The sequence below is a fragment of the Nautilia sp. PV-1 genome, assembly GCF_004006315.1.
GTDB classification, from domain to species: domain Bacteria; phylum Campylobacterota; class Campylobacteria; order Campylobacterales; family Nautiliaceae; genus Nautilia; species Nautilia profundicola_A.
The window spans coordinates 1,208,549-1,229,515 of the sequence record NZ_CP026530.1 but is presented as its reverse complement, the minus strand read 5'-3'; the positions used below and the strand labels follow the sequence as shown (position 1 = coordinate 1,229,515).

26 protein-coding genes are annotated in these 20,967 nt (G+C 32.0%); 14 read left to right on the top strand and 12 right to left on the bottom strand.

The window, feature by feature from the left end:
• The first annotated feature begins 16 nt into the window (after positions 1-16).
• From rplI to C3L23_RS06610, 12 genes are read left to right on the top strand one after another with little or no spacing between them, the layout of a single operon-like run.
• Positions 17-457, top strand: a complete 441-nt coding sequence (rplI, locus tag C3L23_RS06665) for a 50S ribosomal protein L9 (protein WP_127681092.1) — start codon at positions 17-19, stop codon at positions 455-457.
• Positions 457-1,005: an ATP-dependent protease subunit HslV gene (gene hslV, locus C3L23_RS06660; protein ID WP_210402409.1), complete on the top strand. Its 549-nt coding sequence runs from the start codon at positions 457-459 to the stop codon at positions 1,003-1,005. The genes rplI and hslV overlap by 1 nt, the downstream gene beginning before the upstream one ends.
• Before the next feature lies 1 nt (position 1,006).
• Positions 1,007-2,320 carry an HslU--HslV peptidase ATPase subunit gene (gene hslU, locus C3L23_RS06655; RefSeq protein ID WP_127681090.1) on the top strand — a complete coding sequence of 438 codons (1,314 nt, stop codon included), beginning with the start codon at positions 1,007-1,009 and terminating at the stop codon, positions 2,318-2,320.
• Positions 2,321-2,332: 12 nt separating this feature from the next.
• Positions 2,333-3,214: a GTPase Era gene (era, locus tag C3L23_RS06650; protein ID WP_127681088.1), complete on the top strand. Its 882-nt coding sequence runs from the start codon at positions 2,333-2,335 to the stop codon at positions 3,212-3,214.
• The gene (locus tag C3L23_RS06645; protein WP_127681086.1) at positions 3,211-4,773 is read left to right on the top strand and encodes a hypothetical protein; all 1,563 of its coding nucleotides are present in this window, start codon (positions 3,211-3,213) and stop codon (positions 4,771-4,773) included. The genes era and C3L23_RS06645 overlap by 4 nt, the downstream gene beginning before the upstream one ends.
• Positions 4,770-5,381 carry a hypothetical protein gene (locus C3L23_RS06640; RefSeq protein WP_127681084.1) on the top strand — a complete coding sequence of 204 codons (612 nt, stop codon included), beginning with the start codon at positions 4,770-4,772 and terminating at the stop codon, positions 5,379-5,381. The genes C3L23_RS06645 and C3L23_RS06640 overlap by 4 nt, the downstream gene beginning before the upstream one ends.
• Positions 5,378-5,821: a hypothetical protein gene (locus tag C3L23_RS06635; RefSeq protein ID WP_127681082.1), complete on the top strand. Its 444-nt coding sequence runs from the start codon at positions 5,378-5,380 to the stop codon at positions 5,819-5,821. The genes C3L23_RS06640 and C3L23_RS06635 overlap by 4 nt, the downstream gene beginning before the upstream one ends.
• Positions 5,818-7,191 carry a type II secretion system protein GspD gene (locus tag C3L23_RS06630; protein WP_127681080.1) on the top strand — a complete coding sequence of 458 codons (1,374 nt, stop codon included), beginning with the start codon at positions 5,818-5,820 and terminating at the stop codon, positions 7,189-7,191. The genes C3L23_RS06635 and C3L23_RS06630 overlap by 4 nt, the downstream gene beginning before the upstream one ends.
• Positions 7,175-7,912 carry an ATP-binding protein gene (locus tag C3L23_RS06625; protein ID WP_127681078.1) on the top strand — a complete coding sequence of 246 codons (738 nt, stop codon included), beginning with the start codon at positions 7,175-7,177 and terminating at the stop codon, positions 7,910-7,912. The genes C3L23_RS06630 and C3L23_RS06625 overlap by 17 nt, the downstream gene beginning before the upstream one ends.
• Positions 7,905-8,717, top strand: a complete 813-nt coding sequence (locus C3L23_RS06620; RefSeq protein WP_127681076.1) for a M48 family metallopeptidase — start codon at positions 7,905-7,907, stop codon at positions 8,715-8,717. The genes C3L23_RS06625 and C3L23_RS06620 overlap by 8 nt, the downstream gene beginning before the upstream one ends.
• Positions 8,710-9,501, top strand: coding sequence for an HDOD domain-containing protein (locus tag C3L23_RS06615; protein WP_127681074.1), 792 nt, complete (start codon positions 8,710-8,712; stop codon positions 9,499-9,501). Before C3L23_RS06620 ends, C3L23_RS06615 begins: the two co-directional genes overlap by 8 nt.
• Before the next feature lie 2 nt (positions 9,502-9,503).
• Positions 9,504-11,462: a ribonuclease R family protein gene (locus C3L23_RS06610; protein ID WP_127681072.1), complete on the top strand. Its 1,959-nt coding sequence runs from the start codon at positions 9,504-9,506 to the stop codon at positions 11,460-11,462.
• A gap of 100 nt (positions 11,463-11,562) precedes the next feature.
• On the opposite strand, the gene C3L23_RS06605 is transcribed toward C3L23_RS06610, so the two are convergent.
• On the bottom strand, positions 11,563-12,759 hold the full coding sequence (locus tag C3L23_RS06605; protein WP_127681070.1) for an OmpP1/FadL family transporter: 1,197 nt from the start codon (positions 12,757-12,759) through the stop codon (positions 11,563-11,565).
• A gap of 46 nt (positions 12,760-12,805) precedes the next feature.
• Between C3L23_RS06605 and holA the strand changes: the two genes are divergently transcribed.
• Positions 12,806-13,723 carry a DNA polymerase III subunit delta gene (gene holA / locus C3L23_RS06600; RefSeq protein WP_127681068.1) on the top strand — a complete coding sequence of 306 codons (918 nt, stop codon included), beginning with the start codon at positions 12,806-12,808 and terminating at the stop codon, positions 13,721-13,723.
• Here the strand turns inward: holA and C3L23_RS06595 are convergent.
• From C3L23_RS06595 to C3L23_RS06545, 11 genes are read right to left on the bottom strand one after another with little or no spacing between them, the layout of a single operon-like run.
• Entirely contained in the window at positions 13,710-14,063 is a 354-nt protein-coding gene (locus tag C3L23_RS06595) for a nitrous oxide-stimulated promoter family protein (RefSeq protein WP_127681066.1), read from the bottom strand. The two genes, holA and C3L23_RS06595, sit on opposite strands and share 14 nt — an antisense overlap.
• Positions 14,064-14,549, bottom strand: coding sequence for a hypothetical protein (locus C3L23_RS06590; RefSeq protein ID WP_127681064.1), 486 nt, complete (start codon positions 14,547-14,549; stop codon positions 14,064-14,066). It lies immediately after the preceding gene.
• Complete coding sequence (locus C3L23_RS06585) at positions 14,546-15,004, bottom strand: tRNA (cytidine(34)-2'-O)-methyltransferase (protein ID WP_127681062.1); 459 nt, start codon at positions 15,002-15,004, stop codon at positions 14,546-14,548. The genes C3L23_RS06590 and C3L23_RS06585 overlap by 4 nt, the downstream gene beginning before the upstream one ends.
• A complete protein-coding gene (locus tag C3L23_RS06580; protein ID WP_127681060.1) occupies positions 14,997-15,134 on the bottom strand; it encodes a flagellar M-ring protein FliF in 138 nt (45 codons plus the stop codon). Before C3L23_RS06580 ends, C3L23_RS06585 begins: the two co-directional genes overlap by 8 nt.
• A gap of 41 nt (positions 15,135-15,175) precedes the next feature.
• The gene (gene purU, locus C3L23_RS06575) at positions 15,176-16,003 is read right to left on the bottom strand and encodes a formyltetrahydrofolate deformylase (RefSeq protein ID WP_127681058.1); all 828 of its coding nucleotides are present in this window, start codon (positions 16,001-16,003) and stop codon (positions 15,176-15,178) included.
• A gap of 1 nt (position 16,004) precedes the next feature.
• Entirely contained in the window at positions 16,005-17,057 is a 1,053-nt protein-coding gene (locus C3L23_RS06570; RefSeq protein ID WP_246831055.1) for a CCA tRNA nucleotidyltransferase, read from the bottom strand.
• A 13-nt stretch (positions 17,058-17,070) separates the two neighbouring features.
• The gene (locus C3L23_RS06565; protein WP_127681054.1) at positions 17,071-17,316 is read right to left on the bottom strand and encodes a hypothetical protein; all 246 of its coding nucleotides are present in this window, start codon (positions 17,314-17,316) and stop codon (positions 17,071-17,073) included.
• A gap of 8 nt (positions 17,317-17,324) precedes the next feature.
• Positions 17,325-17,567, bottom strand: coding sequence for a tetratricopeptide repeat-containing protein (locus C3L23_RS06560; protein ID WP_127681052.1), 243 nt, complete (start codon positions 17,565-17,567; stop codon positions 17,325-17,327).
• Positions 17,554-18,618 carry a 3-isopropylmalate dehydrogenase gene (gene leuB, locus C3L23_RS06555; protein ID WP_127681050.1) on the bottom strand — a complete coding sequence of 355 codons (1,065 nt, stop codon included), beginning with the start codon at positions 18,616-18,618 and terminating at the stop codon, positions 17,554-17,556. Before leuB ends, C3L23_RS06560 begins: the two co-directional genes overlap by 14 nt.
• Entirely contained in the window at positions 18,615-19,115 is a 501-nt protein-coding gene (leuD, locus tag C3L23_RS06550) for a 3-isopropylmalate dehydratase small subunit (RefSeq protein ID WP_127681048.1), read from the bottom strand. Before leuD ends, leuB begins: the two co-directional genes overlap by 4 nt.
• Before the next feature lie 51 nt (positions 19,116-19,166).
• Complete coding sequence (locus C3L23_RS06545) at positions 19,167-20,417, bottom strand: MgtC/SapB family protein (RefSeq protein WP_127681046.1); 1,251 nt, start codon at positions 20,415-20,417, stop codon at positions 19,167-19,169.
• 54 nt (positions 20,418-20,471) lie between these two features.
• On the opposite strand from C3L23_RS06545, the gene mobB reads away from it, so the two are divergent.
• Positions 20,472-20,963 carry a molybdopterin-guanine dinucleotide biosynthesis protein B gene (gene mobB / locus C3L23_RS06540; RefSeq protein WP_127681044.1) on the top strand — a complete coding sequence of 164 codons (492 nt, stop codon included), beginning with the start codon at positions 20,472-20,474 and terminating at the stop codon, positions 20,961-20,963.
• Positions 20,964-20,967: the final 4 nt, after the last annotated feature.

Here is a 20,967-nt window from a genome sequence, read left to right as displayed (position 1 = left end):
AAAAAAAGGGATTTTTATGAAGGTTTTATTAATTAAAGATGTAAAAGGTTTAGGAAAAGCTGGAGAAATTAAAAATGCAAAAGACGGATATGCAAGAAATTTTTTGATTCCTAAGGGCTATGCAAAACTTGCGACGGATGAAGTTATAAAAGAATGGCAGGAAGAACAAAAAAGAAAAGAAGAAGAATTAAAAAAAGAGCTTGCTGCTTTAAATGAACTTAAAAAGAAAATAGAAAACGTCACACTCCATATTAAACATAAATTAGGAGCTAACGGACAGCTTTACGGTGCAATAACTAATAAAGAAGTAGCTGAGCATTTACAGCAAAAAGGTATTGAAATAGATAAAAAACACATTGAAATGAAACAGATTAAAACTGTTGGTGAATATACCGTTGATGTAAAACTCGGACACGGAATACATGCTAAATTAAATATAGTTGTTGAGGGCGAATAATGAATATTAATATGGAAGCGACAACCATACTTGGATATAAAAAAGACGGTGTTGCCGTTATCGGCGGTGACGGACAGGTGACTTTCGGACATACTGTTTTAAAAGGCAACGCTACAAAAATCAGAACATTGTATAACGGTAAAGTGCTTGCAGGATTTGCCGGCAGCACTGCCGATGCGTTTATACTGTTTGACATGTTTGAAAAAAACCTTGAAAACAGAAAAGGCGATTTGGTCAAATCGGTTATAGAGTTTGGAAAAGCTTGGAGGCAGGACAAATATCTAAGACGTCTTGAAGCTATGATGATAGTGCTAAATCAAAAACATATATTTATTTTAAGCGGCAACGGTGACGTTGTAGAGCCGGAAGACGGTGAACTTGCTGCAATTGGAAGCGGCGGAAATTACGCCATTTCAGCTGCAAGAGCTTTGGTGAAACATTCAGATTTGTCTCCTGAAGAAGTCGTAAAAGAATCACTTCATATAGCCGCTGATTTATGCATATATACTAATCATAATATTAAAATATTAAAACTTGAAAAGGAATAGAATGAGTATGACTCCAAAGCAGATAGTTGCGTATTTAGATGAATATATTGTCGGTCAGAAAGACGCTAAAAAGACAATAGCCATAGCTCTTAGAAACAGATACAGAAGAATGCAGCTGCCAAAAGAGTGGCAGGACGATATTATGCCAAAAAACATTCTTATGATAGGTCCTACAGGGGTTGGTAAAACCGAAATAGCAAGAAGAATGGCTAAAATGATGAAACTGCCTTTTGTAAAAGTTGAGGCCAGCAAATATACGGAAGTGGGGTTTGTCGGTCGGGATGTTGAGTCTATGATAAGAGATCTTGTTAATAATTCTATGAATTTAGTCAGAGCAGAAATGGAAGAAAATTCAAAAGAACAGATTGAAGAAAATATAATAGAAGAGATTACGAAAAAACTTTTGCCTCCTCTTCCGAAAAATGCTCCGGAGCAAAAACAAATTGAATATAAGCATTCTTTTGAAAAAATGAAAGAACGTGTTAGAAAAGGAGAAGTCGATCATCTTAAAATAACAATCGAAATTGAAGAAATGCCTGAAGGTGATGATAATCTTCCTCCGGAAATGATTAAAGCTCAGGAAAGTATCGTAAAAATTATAGGAATTTTTAATAAAAACAAAGAAAAAAAAGAAGTTACCGTAAAAGAAGCAAAAGAGCTTTTAAGACGCGAAGCAGCCGAAAAAGTTATCAGTAAGGAAGATTTAAAAAAAGAAGCCTTAAAAAGAGCGGAAAACGGGATTATTTTTATAGATGAGATAGATAAAATCGCTGCAACCGGAAATCAAAGACAGGATCCTTCAAAAGAAGGGGTACAAAGGGATTTGCTTCCTATAGTCGAGGGTTCTACCGTTAATACAAAATACGGATATGTCAATACTGATCATATTTTGTTTATTGCTGCGGGAGCTTTTCATGTAAGCAAACCGAGTGATCTTATACCTGAGCTTCAGGGTAGATTCCCTTTAAGGGTTGAACTTCAGAGTCTTGATGAAGAAGCGCTGTATCAGATTTTGACAAGACCTAAACATTCTCTTATTAAGCAGTATCAAAAATTATTAGAAGTAGAAAAAGTTAATTTGGTATTTGAAGAAGCAGCACTTAGAGAAATTGCAAGATATGCTTATCTTGCAAACGAGAAAACAGAAGATATCGGTGCAAGACGTCTTCATACTGTAATTGAAAAAGTGCTTGAAGATATAAATTTTGAAGCTGATGAATATGCAGGAAAAGATTTTATTATAGATGAAGCTTATGTTAAATCCAAACTTGACGATATAGTAGAAAGCGAAGAAATTACCAAATATATTTTATAATGAAAGGTTAATATGCCTAAAAGCGGATTTGTCGGTATACTTGGAAAACCGAATGCTGGAAAATCAACTCTTTTAAATTGGCTGTTAGGAGAAAAAATAGCTCTTGTTTCTCCTAAAGCAAATGCCAGCAGGAAAAGAGTAAATGCCATAGTAATGCATGGAGATGATCAGATAATTTTATTAGACACTCCTGGACTGCACGAAAAAGAAAAACTTCTTAATAAATTTATGCTCAAAGAAGCGCTTAAAGCATTGGGAGATAGTGATTTAGTATTGTTTTTGGCTGATGTGAGGGATGATTTAAGCGGTTATGAATGGTTTTTAGAACTTAATACAAAAAATATCCCACATATTGTGGTTTTAACTAAAACGGATTTGGTTTCAAAAGAAGAAGTAGAAAAGAAAATAGAAGAATATAAGAAAATAGGCAAAGCTTTGGATGTAATTCCTATAAGCGCTGTTGAAGGAAAAGGAAAAGATGAACTTTTAGGTACAATAGTGAAACATCTGCCAGAACATCCTTATTATTATGACCCTGAAATAATTTCCACCGAACATATCAGAGATATATATAAAGAACTGATCAGAGAAGCTTTATTTGAGAAATTAGGTGATGAATTGCCGTATGAAACGGATATTTTAATTGAAAAAATAGAGGAATTTGACAATTTGGATAAAATATATGCTACAATTATTGTAGAAAGAGCCTCTCAAAAAGGCATGATCATAGGTAAAAAAGGCAGAAAAATCAAAGATATCGGTATTTACGCGAGGAAATTATTAGAGAATTTCAGCGGTAAAAAGATATATTTGGAACTGTATGTAAAAGTCGTGCCTGGATGGAGCAAGAATAAAAAGATGCTTGAAGAACTTGGATATGAGGTAGAATTATGAAAAAACCAGAATTAAAAAAAATTAATTTTAAACCGGGATTTTTGAAAAAATATGATTATAATATCGATGATGTAATCGGGGTTAAGGGACATGATAGATTTATTTTATATACAAAGAAAAAATTAATAAGAATTTACAGAGGTTCACTTAAATCCAAAGCTCTTTTATCTACATACATTCCTATAGAACATGCTATATTTTACAGTTTTGAAATAGAAAAAAACGTAATTGAAAAAGTCGATCTTGAACATTTTATTGAAACAAAAGTATATGAAGAGGCGGGTGTAGACGAAACAGAAAAATATATTATTAAATATAAAATAATCGATTCCATGAAAGATGAAAAAATAGTAACCGTAGAGGTTATTATTGTACCTGCCGGCTTTATCGAAAACGGTTATAAAGATATTCTGGATGAAACAGGGTATATTGATTATATATCCTTTCCTGCGTTTGCGTACAAAGCGTTATATGATGAACAAATTATTCAAAAAGCAAACGATCTGTTTGTTGTATTTTTATATGATAAAGTTTTCTTAACATTTTATAATGAAGGGAAACTATTAAGCATTGTAACTATTTCAGGTGGATTGGATAAAGTCTATGAAGCGCTTGGGAAATTAAAAATTAAAAATTTTGATATAAGCGTTTTTGAAAAACTGCTTACTAAAAAAGGTGTAAACAGTTTTAAATATACAAATGCGGAAAAGGCGGTTTTGGATATAATACAAGATGAATTTTTATCATTAGTGAATATAGTAAATTCACAGATAGAAAAAATAGGTCTTAAATATAATATTAGCGATATAGACAGAATATTTGTGACTTCAGAATACGGGAACATTGAAGGTTTAAAAGAATATATACAAAAAATCGTAGGAATTGATACTTTCGGATTTGATTTTTATGAAGAATATAACCTGGACAGACTTTCTGTAAATCCGTTTTTATTTCTTGGAATGCTTGAAGCGCATAATGCTTACAGAAATGAAGATCAGGAATATAACTTTTCTCTTTTCTTAAGAAAACCTACGTTTTTATATAGACCGAGCGGAAGACTGTTTTTAATTCTTTTTGCATCTATCATAGGTATGGGGATTTATCCGGCTTATTTATATTTTAACGGTATGTCGTATGAGAATAAAAATCATATTTTGCAGTCTGAATTAAGAAAATTAATAGTAGATAATGCAAAGCTTAGCGGACAAATTAAAAATCTTAAAAAACAAGAAAAAAATATTATGGCTGAACGTGAAAAATACGCAAAAGATATTGCATTTACTAAAAAATTTATTAAAGATATTTATCAGTTTAAATATTCTTATATTCCTAAATCAAGTGAACTCGTTGATATTACTTTACTGATGAATAAAGATAATGTATATTTAAACCATTTAAATTATGATAACGGTGTATTTGAAATAAATGTTTTTTCTTTTAAGGACACTCAAATTCCTAATTTAATTGATGATTTGGTAAAAAAAGGTTTTAATGTCCAGACTGACGGAGTAACTTATTCCGATAAAAAATATAAAGCCACTATTAGGATTGTAGAATGAAAGTGATAAACAGAATAGACGATTATTTTTATAAAAAGTCTCCTAAAGATACGATGATGGTTTATTTAATGATTTTAGTGGTGATTGGTTTTGTTGTTTTTTATTTTCTTTTACCTCAGGCTAAAAATTACAGAGATACTCAGATGAATATATATATTAAAACAAAATCTCAGCTCGTGTCACTAAAAACAAAAAGAAATGTTTTAAATGCGCAAATAATTACACTAAGAAAAAAAATAAAAAACTTGATTCTTGAAAAAACTGCGCTTAAAAAACAGAAAGATTTTTATGATGAACTGGCAAATCTTTTAGATTTCGTACAGTTTAATCAGTATAAGTGGGGTGAATTTGTAAAAGATTTAGTTAAAAATGCCAAAAAAGAGGGATTAAAAGTTTTAGGATTCACAAATAAAGTTTATAATAATGATAAAGGTTTGATTAATAAAAAAATGGAAATCAATTTAAATGTAAGCGGTGCATATAAAAACCTGCTTTATTTAATATATCAATATGAAGATTTGAGAGATTTATTAAGAATTGAAGGCATTACTATCGATAAAAATAAAAATTTTAAAGTAAAATTTACTTTATATGGGTATGAAAAATGAAAAAGTTAACATTAATAGCAGGGATTATAGCATTTATATATGCTAAAGGGGCAACTCAAAAAGATATTTATTTGGATTATACAAATAAAATTATCAATTATGAGTTTAATATTAAAAATTTGAGTAAAGTAAAGAGTCCTTTTTATGCACCTCCAAAATATTTTCCAGGAGCACAGGCAAGCAGTAAAAATGCTCAAATTAAAAAAAGAGTTAAAATTACGCTTCTTTCTGTTTTCGGAAATAAAGCATATATAAAAATTCAGGAATATTTAGGTGAACAACTTATCAAAATAACTAAAAAATGGATAAAATTAAATGAAAAAATATATGACTGCAGACTTTCAAAACTTACTGAAACTGATGCAGTATTTAAATGTAAAGACAAAACTCTTTATAAAACAATAAATCAAAAAATACCTATGTTAAGGGATAAACAATGAAAAAATTAGTACTGATTTTCTTTATGGCGATTTCACTGTTTGCGAATTGTGAAAATAAACTTTTTACATATTCAAACAGTATAAATACACAGGATAGATTAACGATACAGCAGTTTTTGGATCTGTTGGTAACAGAAAAGTGTAATATTAACATCGTTTATGACGATAAAGAATCAAAAGCCGAAGTTAAAAATAAAATGCCTTTTATCAGAGTTAAAAATTATACTCTAAATCAGATACTTGATTTAATTTTGTCAAAAAGAGGTCTTTTTTATGACTTACACGGTAATACTTTAGATGTAAGTTTTTATAAAACAAAAACTTATAAACTTGATTTTATTTCAAGCAATAGGGTAGGTGAGAGTAATTTAGATGCGACTGACAGTAAAGTTAAAAATGAATATACGTTTGATTTTTGGGATAAAGTACAGGACAATATTGAAACAATTTTAAAAAATACTTCAGATGAATATAAACCTCCTATTATTGATAAAGCTGTAGGTTTAATAACTGTAACCGGAACAAAAAAACAGATTGATGCCGTAGATAAATATGTTAACACAATGATGAACAGACTTACAAAAGAAGTGTTAATTGATGTAAAAATTTATAGTGTAGAACTTTCAAAATCTCATAAAACAGGTATAGACTGGTCACAGTTGTCTGTCAGTTTAGGTTATAATAATAATCATAACGGTACTTTTTCAGAAAATCCGTTAAGCGTTCCGTTAAGAGCTGCCACAGTTTTTGGAAAAAATGCTGTATTTTCTTCTGCACAATTTAATGTTGCAGGATTTTTAAATTTTTTAGCGCAAAACGGGAATGTAAACTCTTTATCAAATCCTAAAGTTGTTACATTAAATAATCAAAAAGCGATTATCAGTGTAGGTGATACTATTTATTATAAATATGCTTCTAAAGTAACAACCGATCAAAATGGAAATCCGAATACAGAGTATACAATTGATAGTAAATTTGTAGGTGTAGTATTGGATATAACACCTCAAATTAGTGATAATGGTGATATTATTTTAAGTATTGCTCCTAGAATCAGTGCTTTTAAAGATCAGACACAGTTAAACAATAATTTAAGGGATATGCCGCCTGATACTAAAGACAATACAATGTTAAGCGTAGTAAAACTTAAAAACAATCAGACGTTAGTACTTGGAGGTCTTATTACAAATGATAAAACACTGCAGGTTAATGGAGTTCCTGTATTAAAAGAAATTCCTTTAATTAAATATTTATTCTCTTCAAGAGAAGAAGTAACATCAAGAAAAGAGTTGGTATTTGTTATAACACCGCATATAATTAATTTAAATAAGAAAAAAACATTAAGGGATTTAGGCTTTGGCAAACTTAAATAAAGCCAAAGAGGTTTTTAGAGACGTTGTTGACTTAAAATTTTATGTTCCGCTTTCGGCTGTAGAGAAAACAAAAAAAGATCTCTTAAATGCACTTAAGCAGAAAGAAAAAATGATTTTTGTAACCGGTGAAGCCGGAAGCGGAAAAAGTATGATATTAAAATCGGTATATAATCAACTGAAAGATCAAAATAACGTGTTTTATATTTCAAATCCTTATTTAGAAATAAATTCAATTTTATCTATTTTAAAACAGCTTAGTTTAAACGATTATCAGATTTTTCTTATTGATGAAGCCCAGCTTTTGTCTGAAGATACTTTTGAAAATCTTCGTATTTATGCCGATAAAGGTAATATAACGATTGTATTTGCCACTCACGATACGGATATTAGAAAATTAATGCAGAAAAAGCATTTTCAGACAAGAATAAACTATATCTTAAAAGTAAATAAAGCAAACAGAGATGAACTTGAAAATTTTATAAAAACCAAACTTTTAAAAGCTAACTTAATAGATGTAGCAGAAATGCTTAAAAAGAAAAATTACAATCTTATATATAAATATACAAAAGGCTCTTTAAGAGCGACTAATCAGCTCATGTTTAAACTATTTGATATTTTAGAGTATTTTTATAACAAAAATCCAGACAAAGTTAATTTGGATAATTTATCAAATAAATATATTGAAATGGCTTATATGGATTTTAAGGAGTTTCATGCATAGATATGATGAACTTGAAAAAATGTATAATCGTAATAAAATAAAAAAATATACTTTTATTACGATTACTATTTTATTTCTCGCAGCCGGGACATATTTTGGAATTGATTATTTGTCAAAGCCTAAACAAAACAAAACTCCTGAAATAAAAGTTGACTTAAAAAAAATCACAAATACAAAACCGGACAATGAATTAAAAGATAAAAATATCACAGTAAATAAAAAGAAAGCTGTTGTTAGAACTGAAAATAAACAGCCTATTGAAAAAACAGTTAGAAAAAGCAATACAGAAGATAAACACCAAAAGATTGTTAAAAAACAGGCAAACAGTGAATCATTGACACCAAATTTGTCATTTGTCGTACCAAAAATCAAACCAAGCGATATAAACGTCGCAAAAGAACCGGTGCAAAAATTACAAAAAACACAAATAGTTAAAAAAGAGACGCCAAAAAAAAACGATAAAGTTACTACTGTTTCAAACAATATACAGGTAATTCCTCAAATTAAAGAAGAGCCTATTAATATTAAAGATTTAATTAAAGCTTTTAATAAAGAACCGTCATATGATACGGCAATTGTAATTTCAAATTATTATTATAATAAGAATGATTTGGTAAATGCAAAACTTTGGGCGTTAAAAGCAAATAATATTGATCCTTCAAAATATCAAAGTTGGAAGATGTTTGCACTTATTTTACTTAAAAAAAATGATAAAATAAAAGCTAAAGAAGTTTTGAAAATTTATTTAAACGATTATGGAAATAATGACGAAATATATAAACTACTAAGGAGTATAGATGAATGAGAAAATTTTAAACCAGATTAAATCTTTGCCACCTTTACCAAAAAGTGTATTGGAAATTCAAAGAATTACAAACGACCCTAACTCTTCAATAAGCGATTTGATTAAAATTGTAAAAGAAGACCCAATGCTGACTGCTAACCTGTTAAAAGCAGCGAACTCGCCTTTATACGGTTTTACTAGACAGATTAAAAATGTTGATCAGGCTGTGTCGCTTTTTGGAATGTCAACTGTAAAAGGATTTGCAATTTCTTTTGCTATTAGAAACTCCCTTAAATTTGATTTAAGCGCTTATGGAATTAATGAAACAAAATTCCATGATGTGGCATCACAAAGAAACGCTATTGCAATTAACTGGTTCAAAAGAGACAGAAACAGACTTGATATTCTAGCAACCAACTCATTTTTAATCGATCTTGGTGCCGTGGTTATATCATTGATATTGAATAATGACGGTAAAAGTGAAAGTTTTAAAAATAGACTCGCAAGCGGAGAAGATAGAGAAAGTTTAGAAAAAGAATATGTCGGCGCAACTACCACCGATGTTACGACAGAGATATTTAAACACTGGAACTTCAGTGACGATTTAATTGAATCAATGAGCAATATAAATGATCCAAAAGGAAACTATAAAACTGAAAGCGCAGCTCTTTTGGTATTAAAAACTTTAGTTGACATGATAAAACCGTTTGATGATGATAGTAAGAAAAAAGCATTTGAACTGGCGGAAAATTACGGTTTAGACACTGAGGCGTTACAGCTTGCTGTTGATCTGGTAAAAGGATAGTATTGAAAGAATTTGCATATAAATTAGTACAGGGTATCGCTTCAAAAGATGTACCCAGGGATAAAAGGGACATAGTTAACGATTTAATTGCCCTTAGGATCGTCAGCGATTCTAAAATAATTAAATTAAAATCCAAATACAGAATAGGCAAAGTAGACGTAACAAAAAAAGGTTTCGGATTTTTAACTCCGATTGGCGTTAAAGAAAAAGACTATTTAATAGAAGCGGAGCATTTAAATGGTGCAAGCAGAGGGGATCTTGTTATAGCCGAAAAGCTTTTTAATAAAAAAGGCAGACCTAAAGCCAAAGTTGTATATATTTTAGAAAAGGCTTTCAGTATAAGCGTCGTTTATCTTACATTTGAATACAAAAATAACAAAAAAATACCTGTATTAAAAAATATAAAAACCGATCTTCAGACTTTTGTAGCGGAAAAGAAAAAAACATTAAAAAAACTGCCCGAAGGTGCAGTATTTAAGGTTGACAATTATACGAATAAAATTATTGATGTGTTAGGTGTGCTTGACGATCCTTGGGTAGATGAAAAAATATCGCTTGCTTTATACAATAAAAAAGAAGAGTTCAGCAAAAAAGCCATTGCGGAGGCAAAAGCTTTTGGAGACTATATCGATAAAGATTTATATCCTCATAGAGTTGATTTGACCCATTTACCTTTTTGTACTATTGATCCTCCTACAGCTAAAGACCATGATGACGCAATATATTTTGATTTGGAAAACAATGAGCTTTATGTCGCAATTGCGGATGTCAGTGAGTATGTTTTTGTAAACAGCAATATTGATAAAGAAGCAAAAGAAAGAGGGTTTAGTATTTATTTTCCTCATAAATCCGTGCCTATGCTTCCGAGAGAACTGAGTGAAAATATGTGTTCTTTAAAAGAAAATGAAGACAGGCTTGCCTTTGTATTTAAAATAAAACTTAATAATAAAAATGAAGTTGTAAAAGAAGAACTTTTCGAAGCAGTCATTAATTCGAAAAGAAAGTATTCTTATGACAGAATAGATGAATTTCTTGACGGTAAATTTGAAAATACCGATGAAGTAGACACGGAAATACTCAAGTGGCTTATGCCTTTATGGACCAGGGTTAAACAGATTAGAACGAAAAGATTAAAAACAGGTTTGGATTTCAGCAGTGACGAAATAAAAATGACGCTAAACAAAGACGGCCTTATCGAAAGTATTGAGCTTGAAAAGGAAACGCCTTCACATAAACTGATTGAAGACTGTATGCTTTTAGCAAATAAAGCTGCTGCTAAAATGATGGATTTCGGAATATTCAGGGTGCATGAAAAACCTTCAAGCAACAGTATCGATGAACTTTACGAAAGTTTAGGAGCTTTGGGTATAAATGTAGATGTAGATGAAAAAGATTTTGTAAAAGTAGTAAGAGATATACAAAAGCAGGCTAAAATGATGGGTATTGAAAAAGAAGTAGATAAACTTATAATACGCTCTCAGCAGCAGGCTAGATATGATGCTAAAAATATAGGCCACTATGCTTTAGGATTTGAAAAATATACTCATTTTACATCACCTATAAGAAGATATTCGGATTTGACTTTACACAGACTGTTAAAAGCAATATTGAGGAATGATAAAAAACAGATGGAGTATATTCTAAGAAATATTGAAGCTCTTGTTGTAAAAATAAGCGAACTTGAAAGAGAAGCAATGAAAGTCGAGTGGGATTTTTATGACAGAAAATATGCCAGATATGCAAAAGGACATATAAATGAAGTTTACAAAGGAATAATTGAAGATACTGAAATACCTCCTATTGCAAAAATAACGGAAGATTTACTGTTAGGTGCAAGGGTGTTTTTAAAAGACAAGAAAAAATATAATCTGTTTGAAAAAGTGGATATTGAAATAGTGAGTTCAAATATTGCTACAGCTAAAATAAAAGGTAAAGTAAAGCTTAAGGAAATTGAAGAGTAAAGGTTGTTCTTTACTCTTTTAATTTATAAAATGTCTGTCACTTTGTTGTTTGATATGTGTTGTTTAAATAAAATAAGTATAAAAATATAAAAAAGAAGGATTAGAAACTGTAATCCATTCCGAATGCCATTAATAACGCACCGCCGTCTGAAAATGTTCCTTCAGGTCTGCCTAATGCAGCATTAGCAGTTACATGTCTGCTTTTTTGTTTTGCATATAAAGCAGAAAAACCTAAACTCATTCTGTCGTCTACTTTATATTTTAATCCTCCTGAGAATATATTTTTATCACTGTCAGGTAAACTGAAATCAACTGTTGAATCAGGAATAGGCGTGTTGTCATAACTGTAGCCAAGCATTGCTGTAAGTTTTTCCGTACATTGATGTGTGATACCTATTCTATAAGTATTTGCATTTTTCCAATATTTAGGTTTTGGTTGACCTAAAAAGCTATTTTCTACAACTGGATCGTTGAAATCGAAATTTAACTCTTTATATCTTGACCAGAATGTTCTTTCGAATACAAATTCCACAGTTGTTTTATTAAATGTTTTTGCAAATGCTACGTTTAATGCAGCTGGAATTGGAAGTGTTGCTCTTCCCTCAGTATTAAATAAATATGTACCTAAATATCCGTTGGCATTTCCTTTCAGCGTGAGGTCTACTTTTGAACGGTATGTAATTGCAAATTTTGTGTCTCTTTTGTCATTTTGTAATGAATATGCCACATTCCATCCATAGTCGGTTGATGTGCCGTCTAAATAGAAAGAATATGTTCCTGGTACTGTTCCATTAGCAATACCTTCGCTTTTAACTGCTCTTAAACCAAAAGCAAGAGCTGCATTGTTATTTAATTGAATAGCAATAGATGGATTTAATTCATAAGTTTTTAAAGTAAATTCTTTCGCACCAGCCTGTGGTATTGGATCATCCCATCTTTTTGAAAGTCCGGCTGGAGTTGTAAGTGAAACACCCCATCTCCATCCTCCCATGTCTTTTGATACGAAATGGAATTGAGGTACTAAAAACGTTTCTTTTCTTGAGTTATAAACAGAACCGTCGCTGTTTTCGAATTTTACACTAGGTAAATATATATAACTCATTAAAAATTCATAACTATTTTTGTCCGGATTAAATACCATATTGGCGGGGTTGTAATAAGCTGCGTCAGCACCGTGTGCATTTGCAACGTTTGCTGCGCTTAACGCCATACCGTTTAGCGACTGTTCAGGAATTTTGTAACCGTTTGCTAATAATAAACTTGAAGTAATTAATGATAAAGCTAAAATTTTCTTCATTTTCTCTCCTTTTTAATTATTGTATAATTATACAAAAAAGGCGCAAATGTATAAAAAAGATTTTGACAAACTGCCTGAAATTCCAAATTATTGTGTATTTTTCGGAAACAATTTTTATCTTCAGGAATATGAAAATAAAATATTAAAAAAATTTAAGAATGAAAATATATTAAAACTTTATTTCGACGAATACAATTTTGACACAGCTAAAACGCATTTATCAGAATCTTCTTTGTTCGGAGGTAAAAATGTTCTGATAATAAAACACAATAAAATTCCTCCTAATATTGACAAACTTGTAAAATCCGTAAAAGAAAGCTATCTGTTTTTCTTTTACTACGGAAATAAAAAACCGGAAGTTTTCGGTAAGAATTTTGTGAGATTTTTTGAACCTAATACGAGAGATATTATTGAAGTGATAAATAGTTATGCAAAAGATTTAAATATCGAAATTACACATGAGGCTAAAATGTATCTGGCAAACAGTGTTGAGGCCATGTTTTTAAAAACTGAGCTTGAGAAACTTGCAAATTATTCTTCGAAAATTTCTTTGGACGATGTAAAAAAATTAGTTTTTGAATATAGGGAAGAGAGTTTTGAAGAACTTTTTATGCTTATATTAAATGGAAAAGAATTTTATGAAAACCTTAATTACTTTTTGGAAACAAATGATTTTAAGCGTATTATTCCGGCACTTATAAAATATATCAAAGATTTATATATGTATAATTTGTATATAAAAAAAACAGGAGCTTCAACACTTGAAGGACTTTTGGGATACAGGCTTCCGATTCATATAAATAATCAAAGAGTAAATTTAGCCATTAAATTTAAAGAAAAAGACTATTATGAACTGCTTAATTTTTTGTTAAATAAAGAATTGGAAATGAGAAGCAGTGAACGAAACAAAGAAGCTGTTTTTTGGGAAGTAATAAGTTATTTGAAAATATTCAGCTCTTTTTAAACATTTTTTTAAGCCTCTGAGCCGCTTTGGTCAGTCCCAGTTTCATTCCGGCAAATCTCATCATTTTTGCCATTTGTTTATATTTGTCTTTTTCATAACACGGGTTAGGGCATTTCCTGCATCTTGGTTTCGGATCATGAGGGCATTCCTGCAGTCTGTGAATGGCATAATCCAGAAGACTGTGACATTCGTCGCATAAATTTGCCTTTATAGATAAATCAAGATCTTTATATTTTATATCGTAAGTTTTTTCATACTGCCCTGTATGTTTTTCACTGCAGTATATCTGGAAAAATTTTTTTAATGTTTCTACTTCGCCTTTAAATTTTTCTGTTGTCATTTAAAACCTTTTTATTTCTACCCAGTAGTCGTCACCGGTTTTTTCTTTGAATTTTTTCATTATATATAATATTTCATAGCAAATATCAATTGTTTTTGGAGGTGTTTTTTCAAAAGAAATTAATGATACTTTGTGGGAAATGTTTTTTTTGTTAAGCATAAATGTTCTGTTAATAAGGCTGGTAAGTCTGCTTCCGAATTCAACGGCAGATTTGCATTCCGTGTTTTGCAAAAGCAGTATATAATGATTTTTTGTGTAAGGAATTTTTAAGAAAATATCGGTTTTTCTTATATTGCTCAAGGTTTCTTTTATACTTTTTTCTGACGCTTTAATAATCATTATCGTATATTTTATTTTTTTAATTTCATAAAGATAATTTAGAAGTTCTAAGTATTCATTCAATTTCTTTTGCAGGGAGATAAATATTTTGAACTCTTTTTCATCCAGAAGGTATTGGTTTAGGCTTTCATTTTTTCTTTTATTCATAAGCTGCCTTTAAAGTTTTGTCTGATGGCTTCATAAAGAATGATACCACAACTGACGGCCAAATTTAAACTTCTTCCTTCTTTTGTCATAGGAATAGTTATACAGTTGTCGTAAAATTGTCTTAAAATGTTTTCGTCAATACCTTTGGTCTCGCTTCCGAATATAATATAATCACCCGGTTTAAATTCTGCTTCGAAATAAGGTTTGTCTGTTTTGGTAGTAGCGAAAAAACATCTTGACGTATCGGTGTTTTTTAAAAACTCTTCAGTGCTTTCCCATATGGTAAGATCCAGTTTGTCCCAGTAATCCAGACCGGCTCTTTTGACCGCTTTTTCACTAATATCAAATCCGATAGGTTTTACTATATGAAGCCTGGCTCCCGCATTTACGCAGAGTCTTCCAATATTTCCTGTGTTAGGAGGGATTTGAGGGTTGAAAAGTACAACATTAAACACGATTGGCCCTTTTTATCAGATGCTCGAAAATTTTTGCTACCGATTTAGGTTTTTTTAAAAAAATATTTCTTAGCCTGTCTTTTAATATCTGATATTTTATTTCGTCTTTATCGATTTTTTCATTTTTCATTTTTTGTTTTCCATTTTCAGTTTACTCTCAGTCATTTATATTTAGAGAATAATGGTTTTATTGGCATATACGAATATCCTGTCTTCAATTGCTTTTTTAATAGCTCTGCTTAAAACTATTTTTTCTATATCCCTTCCTTGAACTCTCATCTCTTCCCAGTTCATTTCATGGTTGACTCTTGTTACGTCCTGTTCGATAATAGGGCCGTCGTCAAGATTATTGTTTACAAAGTGGGCGGTTGCGCCGATAATTTTAACGCCTCTGTCATATGCTTGTTTATAAGGATTCGCTCCGATGAAAGCCGGAAGGAAAGAGTGGTGGATGTTTATGATTTTATTAGGGAATTTTTCTACGAAATTAGGTGTCAGTATTCTCATAAATTTTGCAAGAATAATAAAATCCGGATTTGTCGGCTGTATTATTTCAAGCATTTCGTTTTCGTGTTCAACCCTGCTTTTGCCTTCGGCCGGAATATAATAAAAAGGGATATTGAATTTTTCCACAAGGTCTTTTAAATTGTCTCTGTTTGCGATGACTCCTATAATTTCGACATCAAGATCACCAGAATACTGTTTTATTAAAATATCGCCTAATGCGTGGGCTTCTTTTGTTGCAAGCAGGAAAAGTCTTTTTTTTCTTTTTTTGAAAATTTCAATATCAGCGCATGGAACAACTTTTAGAATCTCTTTTTTAAGTTTTTCTTTGTCAACCTCACCGGCAATAACCGCACGGAAAAAGAATTTGTTGTTTTCTTTGTCTACAAATTCCTGCTGTGTTTCTATATTGAAATCATTTTCAAAAAGCACTTTTGATATTTTGTATACGAGGCCTTTTTTATCATCGCACTGGATTAAAAGAGTATATTTCATTTTATCCCTTTTTGAGTATGATTTTATCATATTTTTTTATTTCCTGCAGTATTGAAAGTCTTGGATTTTCAGGGTTTATCTGTTTTGGCCTGTATTTTTTATCCCATAAATTTTCTTTTTTGATCCATTCTCTGCAGCAGCAGTTGTTCAGTATGCTGAACGTTTTAAGAGGGTATTTAAGACTTAAGGCGTAAAGGAATCTGTTTGTTACCGTTTTGGGCAGTTTTTTTATTTTTATTTCTTTTTTTAATTTATTCGGAAGAGACAGAGATGTTATTAATAAATCTGCTTTTATATTTTTATAATATCTTAAATGATACAGAAAATAACTTTCAATGGGGTTGGTTTTGTATATTTTGGAAAGATGAAAAAATTCTCTTTTTGTAAAAGTGATGTTTAGAAGTTTTCGGGCTATATTCAGAGTAATAAAATAATAAAATCCGTAATACAGGTATTTACTGTTAAACATCTTTTCAAATTCCATAAAAATGCGTTCGCGAGAGAGTTCGTAAAGGTTAAGTTTTCGGCATATATTTACTGTGCCTTTGTCGATTTTAAACTTAAGTCTCGAAGCAAACTGCATGGCTCTTAAAACCCTCAGAGGATCTTCCGCAAAAGATTTGTCGTCAATATGTCTGATAATTCTGTTTTTTATATCTCTGACGCCTCCCCAGAAATCCAGCATCTCTCCTGTATAAATGTTTTTCATTAACGCATTCATGGTGAAATCTCTTCTTTTTGAAGCTGTTTTTTCATCCTGGGTAAGGCTCACTTCAAAACCTCTGTGCCCTGCAGATGTTTTCGTTTCCGTTCTCGGCAGGGATATGTCAAAATTTTTCCATTTATAAACGAAAAAACTTTTTCCAACACCTTTTGCACCTAGTTTTTGCATTAAAACGTCAAATTTCTCCGGAGTGATGTCATATACTTCTATGTCGAATTCTTTTGATTTTATTCCGAGTATTTCGTCACGTACGCAGCCGCCTACTAGGTAAACTCGGGAAGTGTACGGAGCGAAAAATTTTTTAAGAAAGTTTAATTCTTCATTCTCCATTCTCAATTCTCAATTATTTTTTGAGTTTTTCATCTATTTTTACAAGCAGGTATTCTAAAAAGTTCAGTGTTACATCCAGTTTTACGTCCAGATTTTCAGTGTTAGGCGATTGAAGGCCTTCAAATAAAACAAGAATTCTCTCTTTAATGTGTTTTAAAAATTCTTTATCACACTTGCTTGCAGGAGAGAGTTCTTCTTCGCTTATTGCGCTTTCTTCTATTTCCTGAAGAGTTTCCAGTATGGTGTCTTTTAAATCCATAGCAATCCTTAAATTTCACTTAGCCATTGTTCGAAATCATATCTGTTAAGCTGATTGATTTCATTGAATTCTTTCAGTTTTAAAACATTAACGCCTTCAAAAAATTTTCTTTTTTTAAGCCTTTCAATGGCATCAATAATTTCCGGGTCTTTGTTTTCTTTCAGAAGTTCCTCGTAAATTTCAAGGGCTTCTTGTTTAAACCCTTGAGTTTCAAGTATTCTTGCGTAAGTTTTTGTTTTAGTTAGCGGCATGGTCTGCTATTAAACTTCCCATTTCACTTGTTGTAACAACTTCTTTAGCGTCAAATGCAGCCAAATCTTTTGTTCTGTAGCCTTCTTTGAGCACTGCTTTTATAGCATTTCTGATTTTTTCAGCAGCGCTCGTTTCGTTTAAGAAATCAAGCATCATGGCAGCACTTAAAATTGTGGCAATCGGATTTGCGATTCCCTGTCCCGCGATATCCGGAGCGCTTCCGTGGATCGGTTCGAACAGTCCTACTTTTCCTCCTACGCTTGCACTCGGAAGAAGTCCGATACTTCCTACAATCATACTTGCTTCGTCGCTTAAAATATCGCCGAATATGTTTCCGGTAAGGATAACGTCAAACTGTTTGGGATCCCTTACAAGCTGCATTGCCGCATTGTCGACATACATGTGCTCAAGTTCCACTTCCGGATAGTTTTTGGCAACTTCTTCTACAACTTCTCTCCAAAGTTCGCTTACTTCAAGGACATTTGCTTTGTCTACAGAAGTTACTTTTTTGTTTCTTTTCATTGCTTCTTCAAATGCGACTTTTGCAATTCTTGCTATTTCGTCCCTGCTGTAAACCATAGTGTTGTAGGCTTTGTTGTCGTCTTTGTATCTAGGCTCTCCGAAATATATTCCACCGGTAAGCTCTCTTACGACAGTAAGGTCAACACCTTTGATAACTTCCGGTTTAAGGCTTGAAGCGTTAACCAGTTCGTCAAAAATTATAGCCGGTCTTATATTCGCAAAAAGACCGAGTGATTTTCTGAGTTTCAAAAGTCCTGATTCAGGTCTTTTTTCTTTTGGAAGGCTTTCCCACTTAGGGCCTCCTATCGCACCGAAAAGAATTGCGTCGGAATTTAAAGAGCCTTTAATGGTTTCGTCCGGACACGGATTGTCGAATACGTCTACGGCCGCACCGCCTAAAAGGTATTCGTTATATTCGAAATTAAAGCCTTCTTTACTTGCTACGGCGTCAAGTACTTTTATCGCTTCTTCTACGATTTCAGGGCCGATTCCGTCACCTTTTATAATGGCTATTTTGTATGTTTTCATTTGTTTTCCTTTAGCATTTCTTTGGCAAAATTTATAAGCCCTCCGGCTGCGATAAGCTCTTGCATAAATTCCGGAATCGGAGTGAATTTGTAATCTTTTCCTGTGTCAACGTTATGGATAATACCGTTGTCCAAATCTATTTTTACCAAATCTCCTTCATTGATTTCATCACTTTCAAGAAGTTCAAAAATAGGTAGTCCCATATTAAAACTGTTTCTGTAAAAAATTCTGGCGAAACTTTTTGCTATAACCGCTGCAACACCTGCTGCTTTAAGTGCGATAGGCGCGTGTTCGCGGCTTGAGCCGCTTCCGAAATTGTATCCCGCAACTATAATGTCACCAGGTCTTACTTTGCTTGGAAATTCAGGATCTGCGTCTTCCATTACGTGTTTTGCAAGTTCATGAGGATCGGAAGTATTCAGATATCTTGCCGGAATAATCAAATCCGTATCGATATTGTCTCCGAACTTCCATACTCTTCCGGTAATTACATTCATAAAGTTCCTTTTTTTTGCTGAATTTTATCAAAAATGATTATAAAAACGAAATCAGAAAAATATAAAAACAAAACACACGGATAATATTAATATTTCAGGTATAAAGAAAATTAACATTTTTTTTGCAAGTTCTTTTGAAAAAAACAGAACAATAAAAAATTTAGTAAGCGTGTTGCTTATAGATGCCGTTGCTATTCCAACCGCGGCGTTTTGAATACTTAACGAATGTCTGCTAAGTTCGCCAAGAGAAAGTGTAATAGCGTCAACATCGGTAAATCCGGAAATAAACGAAATTATGTAAAGTCCTAAATTTCCGAAATGTCTGTTGGAGTATTCGACAAGTGCGTAAATTACGGCGAATATTAGTGCAAATTTTATCGCTTCGCTTAGTTCAAGCGGGTTTTTTTCGAGTTTTTTCAGTGTCGTCTGTATGTTTTCAAGAGATTTTTTATAAAAATAGTAAGAAAACCAGATACCGTAAACAAATGCGGCGGTATAAGGTATTATTATGTGTTTTATAATTGCTGGATTTGTTATATATGTTTCTATAAGCACTCTGGCAAACATCAGCGTATTGGCTATAGCTATTGCGGACGCATAGGTGTTTATAGAGTTTTTAGTGTCTTTAAACATTGCCGAAAGAGAAGCGGTAACCGCGGTAGAGCTGATAAATCCTCCGGCGGCCGCAGTGAAAAGTATTCCTTTTTTTTCTCCGAAAAATTTAATTCCTAGATATCCGATAAATGAAAGCGCCGCTATTATGACGGCCATCAGCCACGTTTTATACGGATTAAACAGTTCTAACGGGCCTACCGGCTTATCCGGAAGAATTGGAAGCAGAATAAATGTCATTATCAATAGAAGAATTCCGGCGTTAATTTCTTTTTGGGTTAGGGTTGTTTCTATTTTTTTCAGTTTTGTTTTAAGATTTAAAATAACAACCGTAATTACGGCAATAAATATTGCGCGCGAGGTCTGGTTGTAAAATACCATAACACCTAAAAGAAAAGTTATAAGAGCCGCAATATGCGTAGTTGTCCCCTGTCTTGAATAATGATAAACCTTTAAAAAATACGCTGCCGTAACTATCAGCCCGAATATAAAAAAAGAAATAAGCAGAAAATATTCTACTTTGGTATTAACCCATGCGGAAATAAATCCGAAAATCGAAATCAGCACAAACGTTCTTGTACCTGCAAAGCCTTCTTCGTTTTCCTGGGAAAAAGAAACGCTTCTTTCCAGTCCGATAATGAAACCTAACACCGCCGTAATCAAAAAAGCTTTTAAAATTTCCGTTTGCATTACAATCCTTTAATATATTATATAAAAATTTTGATAAAATTATGCAAAAAAAGGATGAGTTTGAGAAAAGCCGTAGCGTTTACCGGTCCTAGCAACTCCGGAAAAACAACATTAATAGAAAAAGTGGCGAAGAAGCTTATAAGCTCTTATAAAATAGCCATTATTAAAAACGATCCTTCCGACAAGGCAAAGTTTGACACTGAAGGCAAGGACAGTTATAAGTTTTATCAGACGGGTGCAGAAGTTGTAGTTACATCTCCTAACAGGACAACTTATTTTTCACATAGACAAAAATCCCTTGACGAGATTGTTGAAATGATAAACGATTTCGATATTCTGCTGGTGGAAGGCCTTAAATATCTTCCGCTTCCGAGACTTGCCGTATTCAGAGGCGATGTGGACGAGAGCTATTTCAGATACATTAAAGCCGTTGCCGTTGATGAGAGTGTGGATAAAAGTAAAATTCCTTCAAACATAGAAATTCTGGATTTAAACAATACCGATCAGATAATCGAGTGGGTTTTAAACAATGCCGAAGATATTTAAGGAG

Bases quoted from the DNA above. Each gene is read 5' to 3' on its own strand.
- rplI (WP_127681092.1), top strand. From the start codon at position 17: ATGAAGGTTTTATTAATTAAAGATGTAAAAGGTTTAGGAAAAGCTGGA.
- hslV (WP_210402409.1), top strand. From the start codon at position 457: ATGAATATTAATATGGAAGCGACAACCATACTTGGATATAAAAAAGAC.
- hslU (WP_127681090.1), top strand. From the start codon at position 1,007: ATGAGTATGACTCCAAAGCAGATAGTTGCGTATTTAGATGAATATATT.
- era (WP_127681088.1), top strand. From the start codon at position 2,333: ATGCCTAAAAGCGGATTTGTCGGTATACTTGGAAAACCGAATGCTGGA.
- C3L23_RS06645 (WP_127681086.1), top strand. From the start codon at position 3,211: ATGAAAAAACCAGAATTAAAAAAAATTAATTTTAAACCGGGATTTTTG.
- C3L23_RS06640 (WP_127681084.1), top strand. From the start codon at position 4,770: ATGAAAGTGATAAACAGAATAGACGATTATTTTTATAAAAAGTCTCCT.
- C3L23_RS06635 (WP_127681082.1), top strand. From the start codon at position 5,378: ATGAAAAAGTTAACATTAATAGCAGGGATTATAGCATTTATATATGCT.
- C3L23_RS06630 (WP_127681080.1), top strand. From the start codon at position 5,818: ATGAAAAAATTAGTACTGATTTTCTTTATGGCGATTTCACTGTTTGCG.
- C3L23_RS06620 (WP_127681076.1), top strand. From the start codon at position 7,905: ATGCATAGATATGATGAACTTGAAAAAATGTATAATCGTAATAAAATA.
- C3L23_RS06615 (WP_127681074.1), top strand. From the start codon at position 8,710: ATGAATGAGAAAATTTTAAACCAGATTAAATCTTTGCCACCTTTACCA.
- C3L23_RS06605 (WP_127681070.1), bottom strand. From the start codon at position 12,759: ATGAAGAAAATTTTAGCTTTATCATTAATTACTTCAAGTTTATTATTA.
- holA (WP_127681068.1), top strand. From the start codon at position 12,806: ATGTATAAAAAAGATTTTGACAAACTGCCTGAAATTCCAAATTATTGT.
- C3L23_RS06595 (WP_127681066.1), bottom strand. From the start codon at position 14,063: ATGACAACAGAAAAATTTAAAGGCGAAGTAGAAACATTAAAAAAATTT.
- C3L23_RS06590 (WP_127681064.1), bottom strand. From the start codon at position 14,549: ATGAATAAAAGAAAAAATGAAAGCCTAAACCAATACCTTCTGGATGAA.
- C3L23_RS06580 (WP_127681060.1), bottom strand. From the start codon at position 15,134: ATGAAAAATGAAAAAATCGATAAAGACGAAATAAAATATCAGATATTA.
- purU (WP_127681058.1), bottom strand. From the start codon at position 16,003: ATGAAATATACTCTTTTAATCCAGTGCGATGATAAAAAAGGCCTCGTA.
- C3L23_RS06570 (WP_246831055.1), bottom strand. From the start codon at position 17,057: ATGGAGAATGAAGAATTAAACTTTCTTAAAAAATTTTTCGCTCCGTAC.
- C3L23_RS06565 (WP_127681054.1), bottom strand. From the start codon at position 17,316: ATGGATTTAAAAGACACCATACTGGAAACTCTTCAGGAAATAGAAGAA.
- C3L23_RS06560 (WP_127681052.1), bottom strand. From the start codon at position 17,567: ATGCCGCTAACTAAAACAAAAACTTACGCAAGAATACTTGAAACTCAA.
- leuB (WP_127681050.1), bottom strand. From the start codon at position 18,618: ATGAAAACATACAAAATAGCCATTATAAAAGGTGACGGAATCGGCCCT.
- leuD (WP_127681048.1), bottom strand. From the start codon at position 19,115: ATGAATGTAATTACCGGAAGAGTATGGAAGTTCGGAGACAATATCGAT.
- C3L23_RS06545 (WP_127681046.1), bottom strand. From the start codon at position 20,417: ATGCAAACGGAAATTTTAAAAGCTTTTTTGATTACGGCGGTGTTAGGT.
- mobB (WP_127681044.1), top strand. From the start codon at position 20,472: ATGAGTTTGAGAAAAGCCGTAGCGTTTACCGGTCCTAGCAACTCCGGA.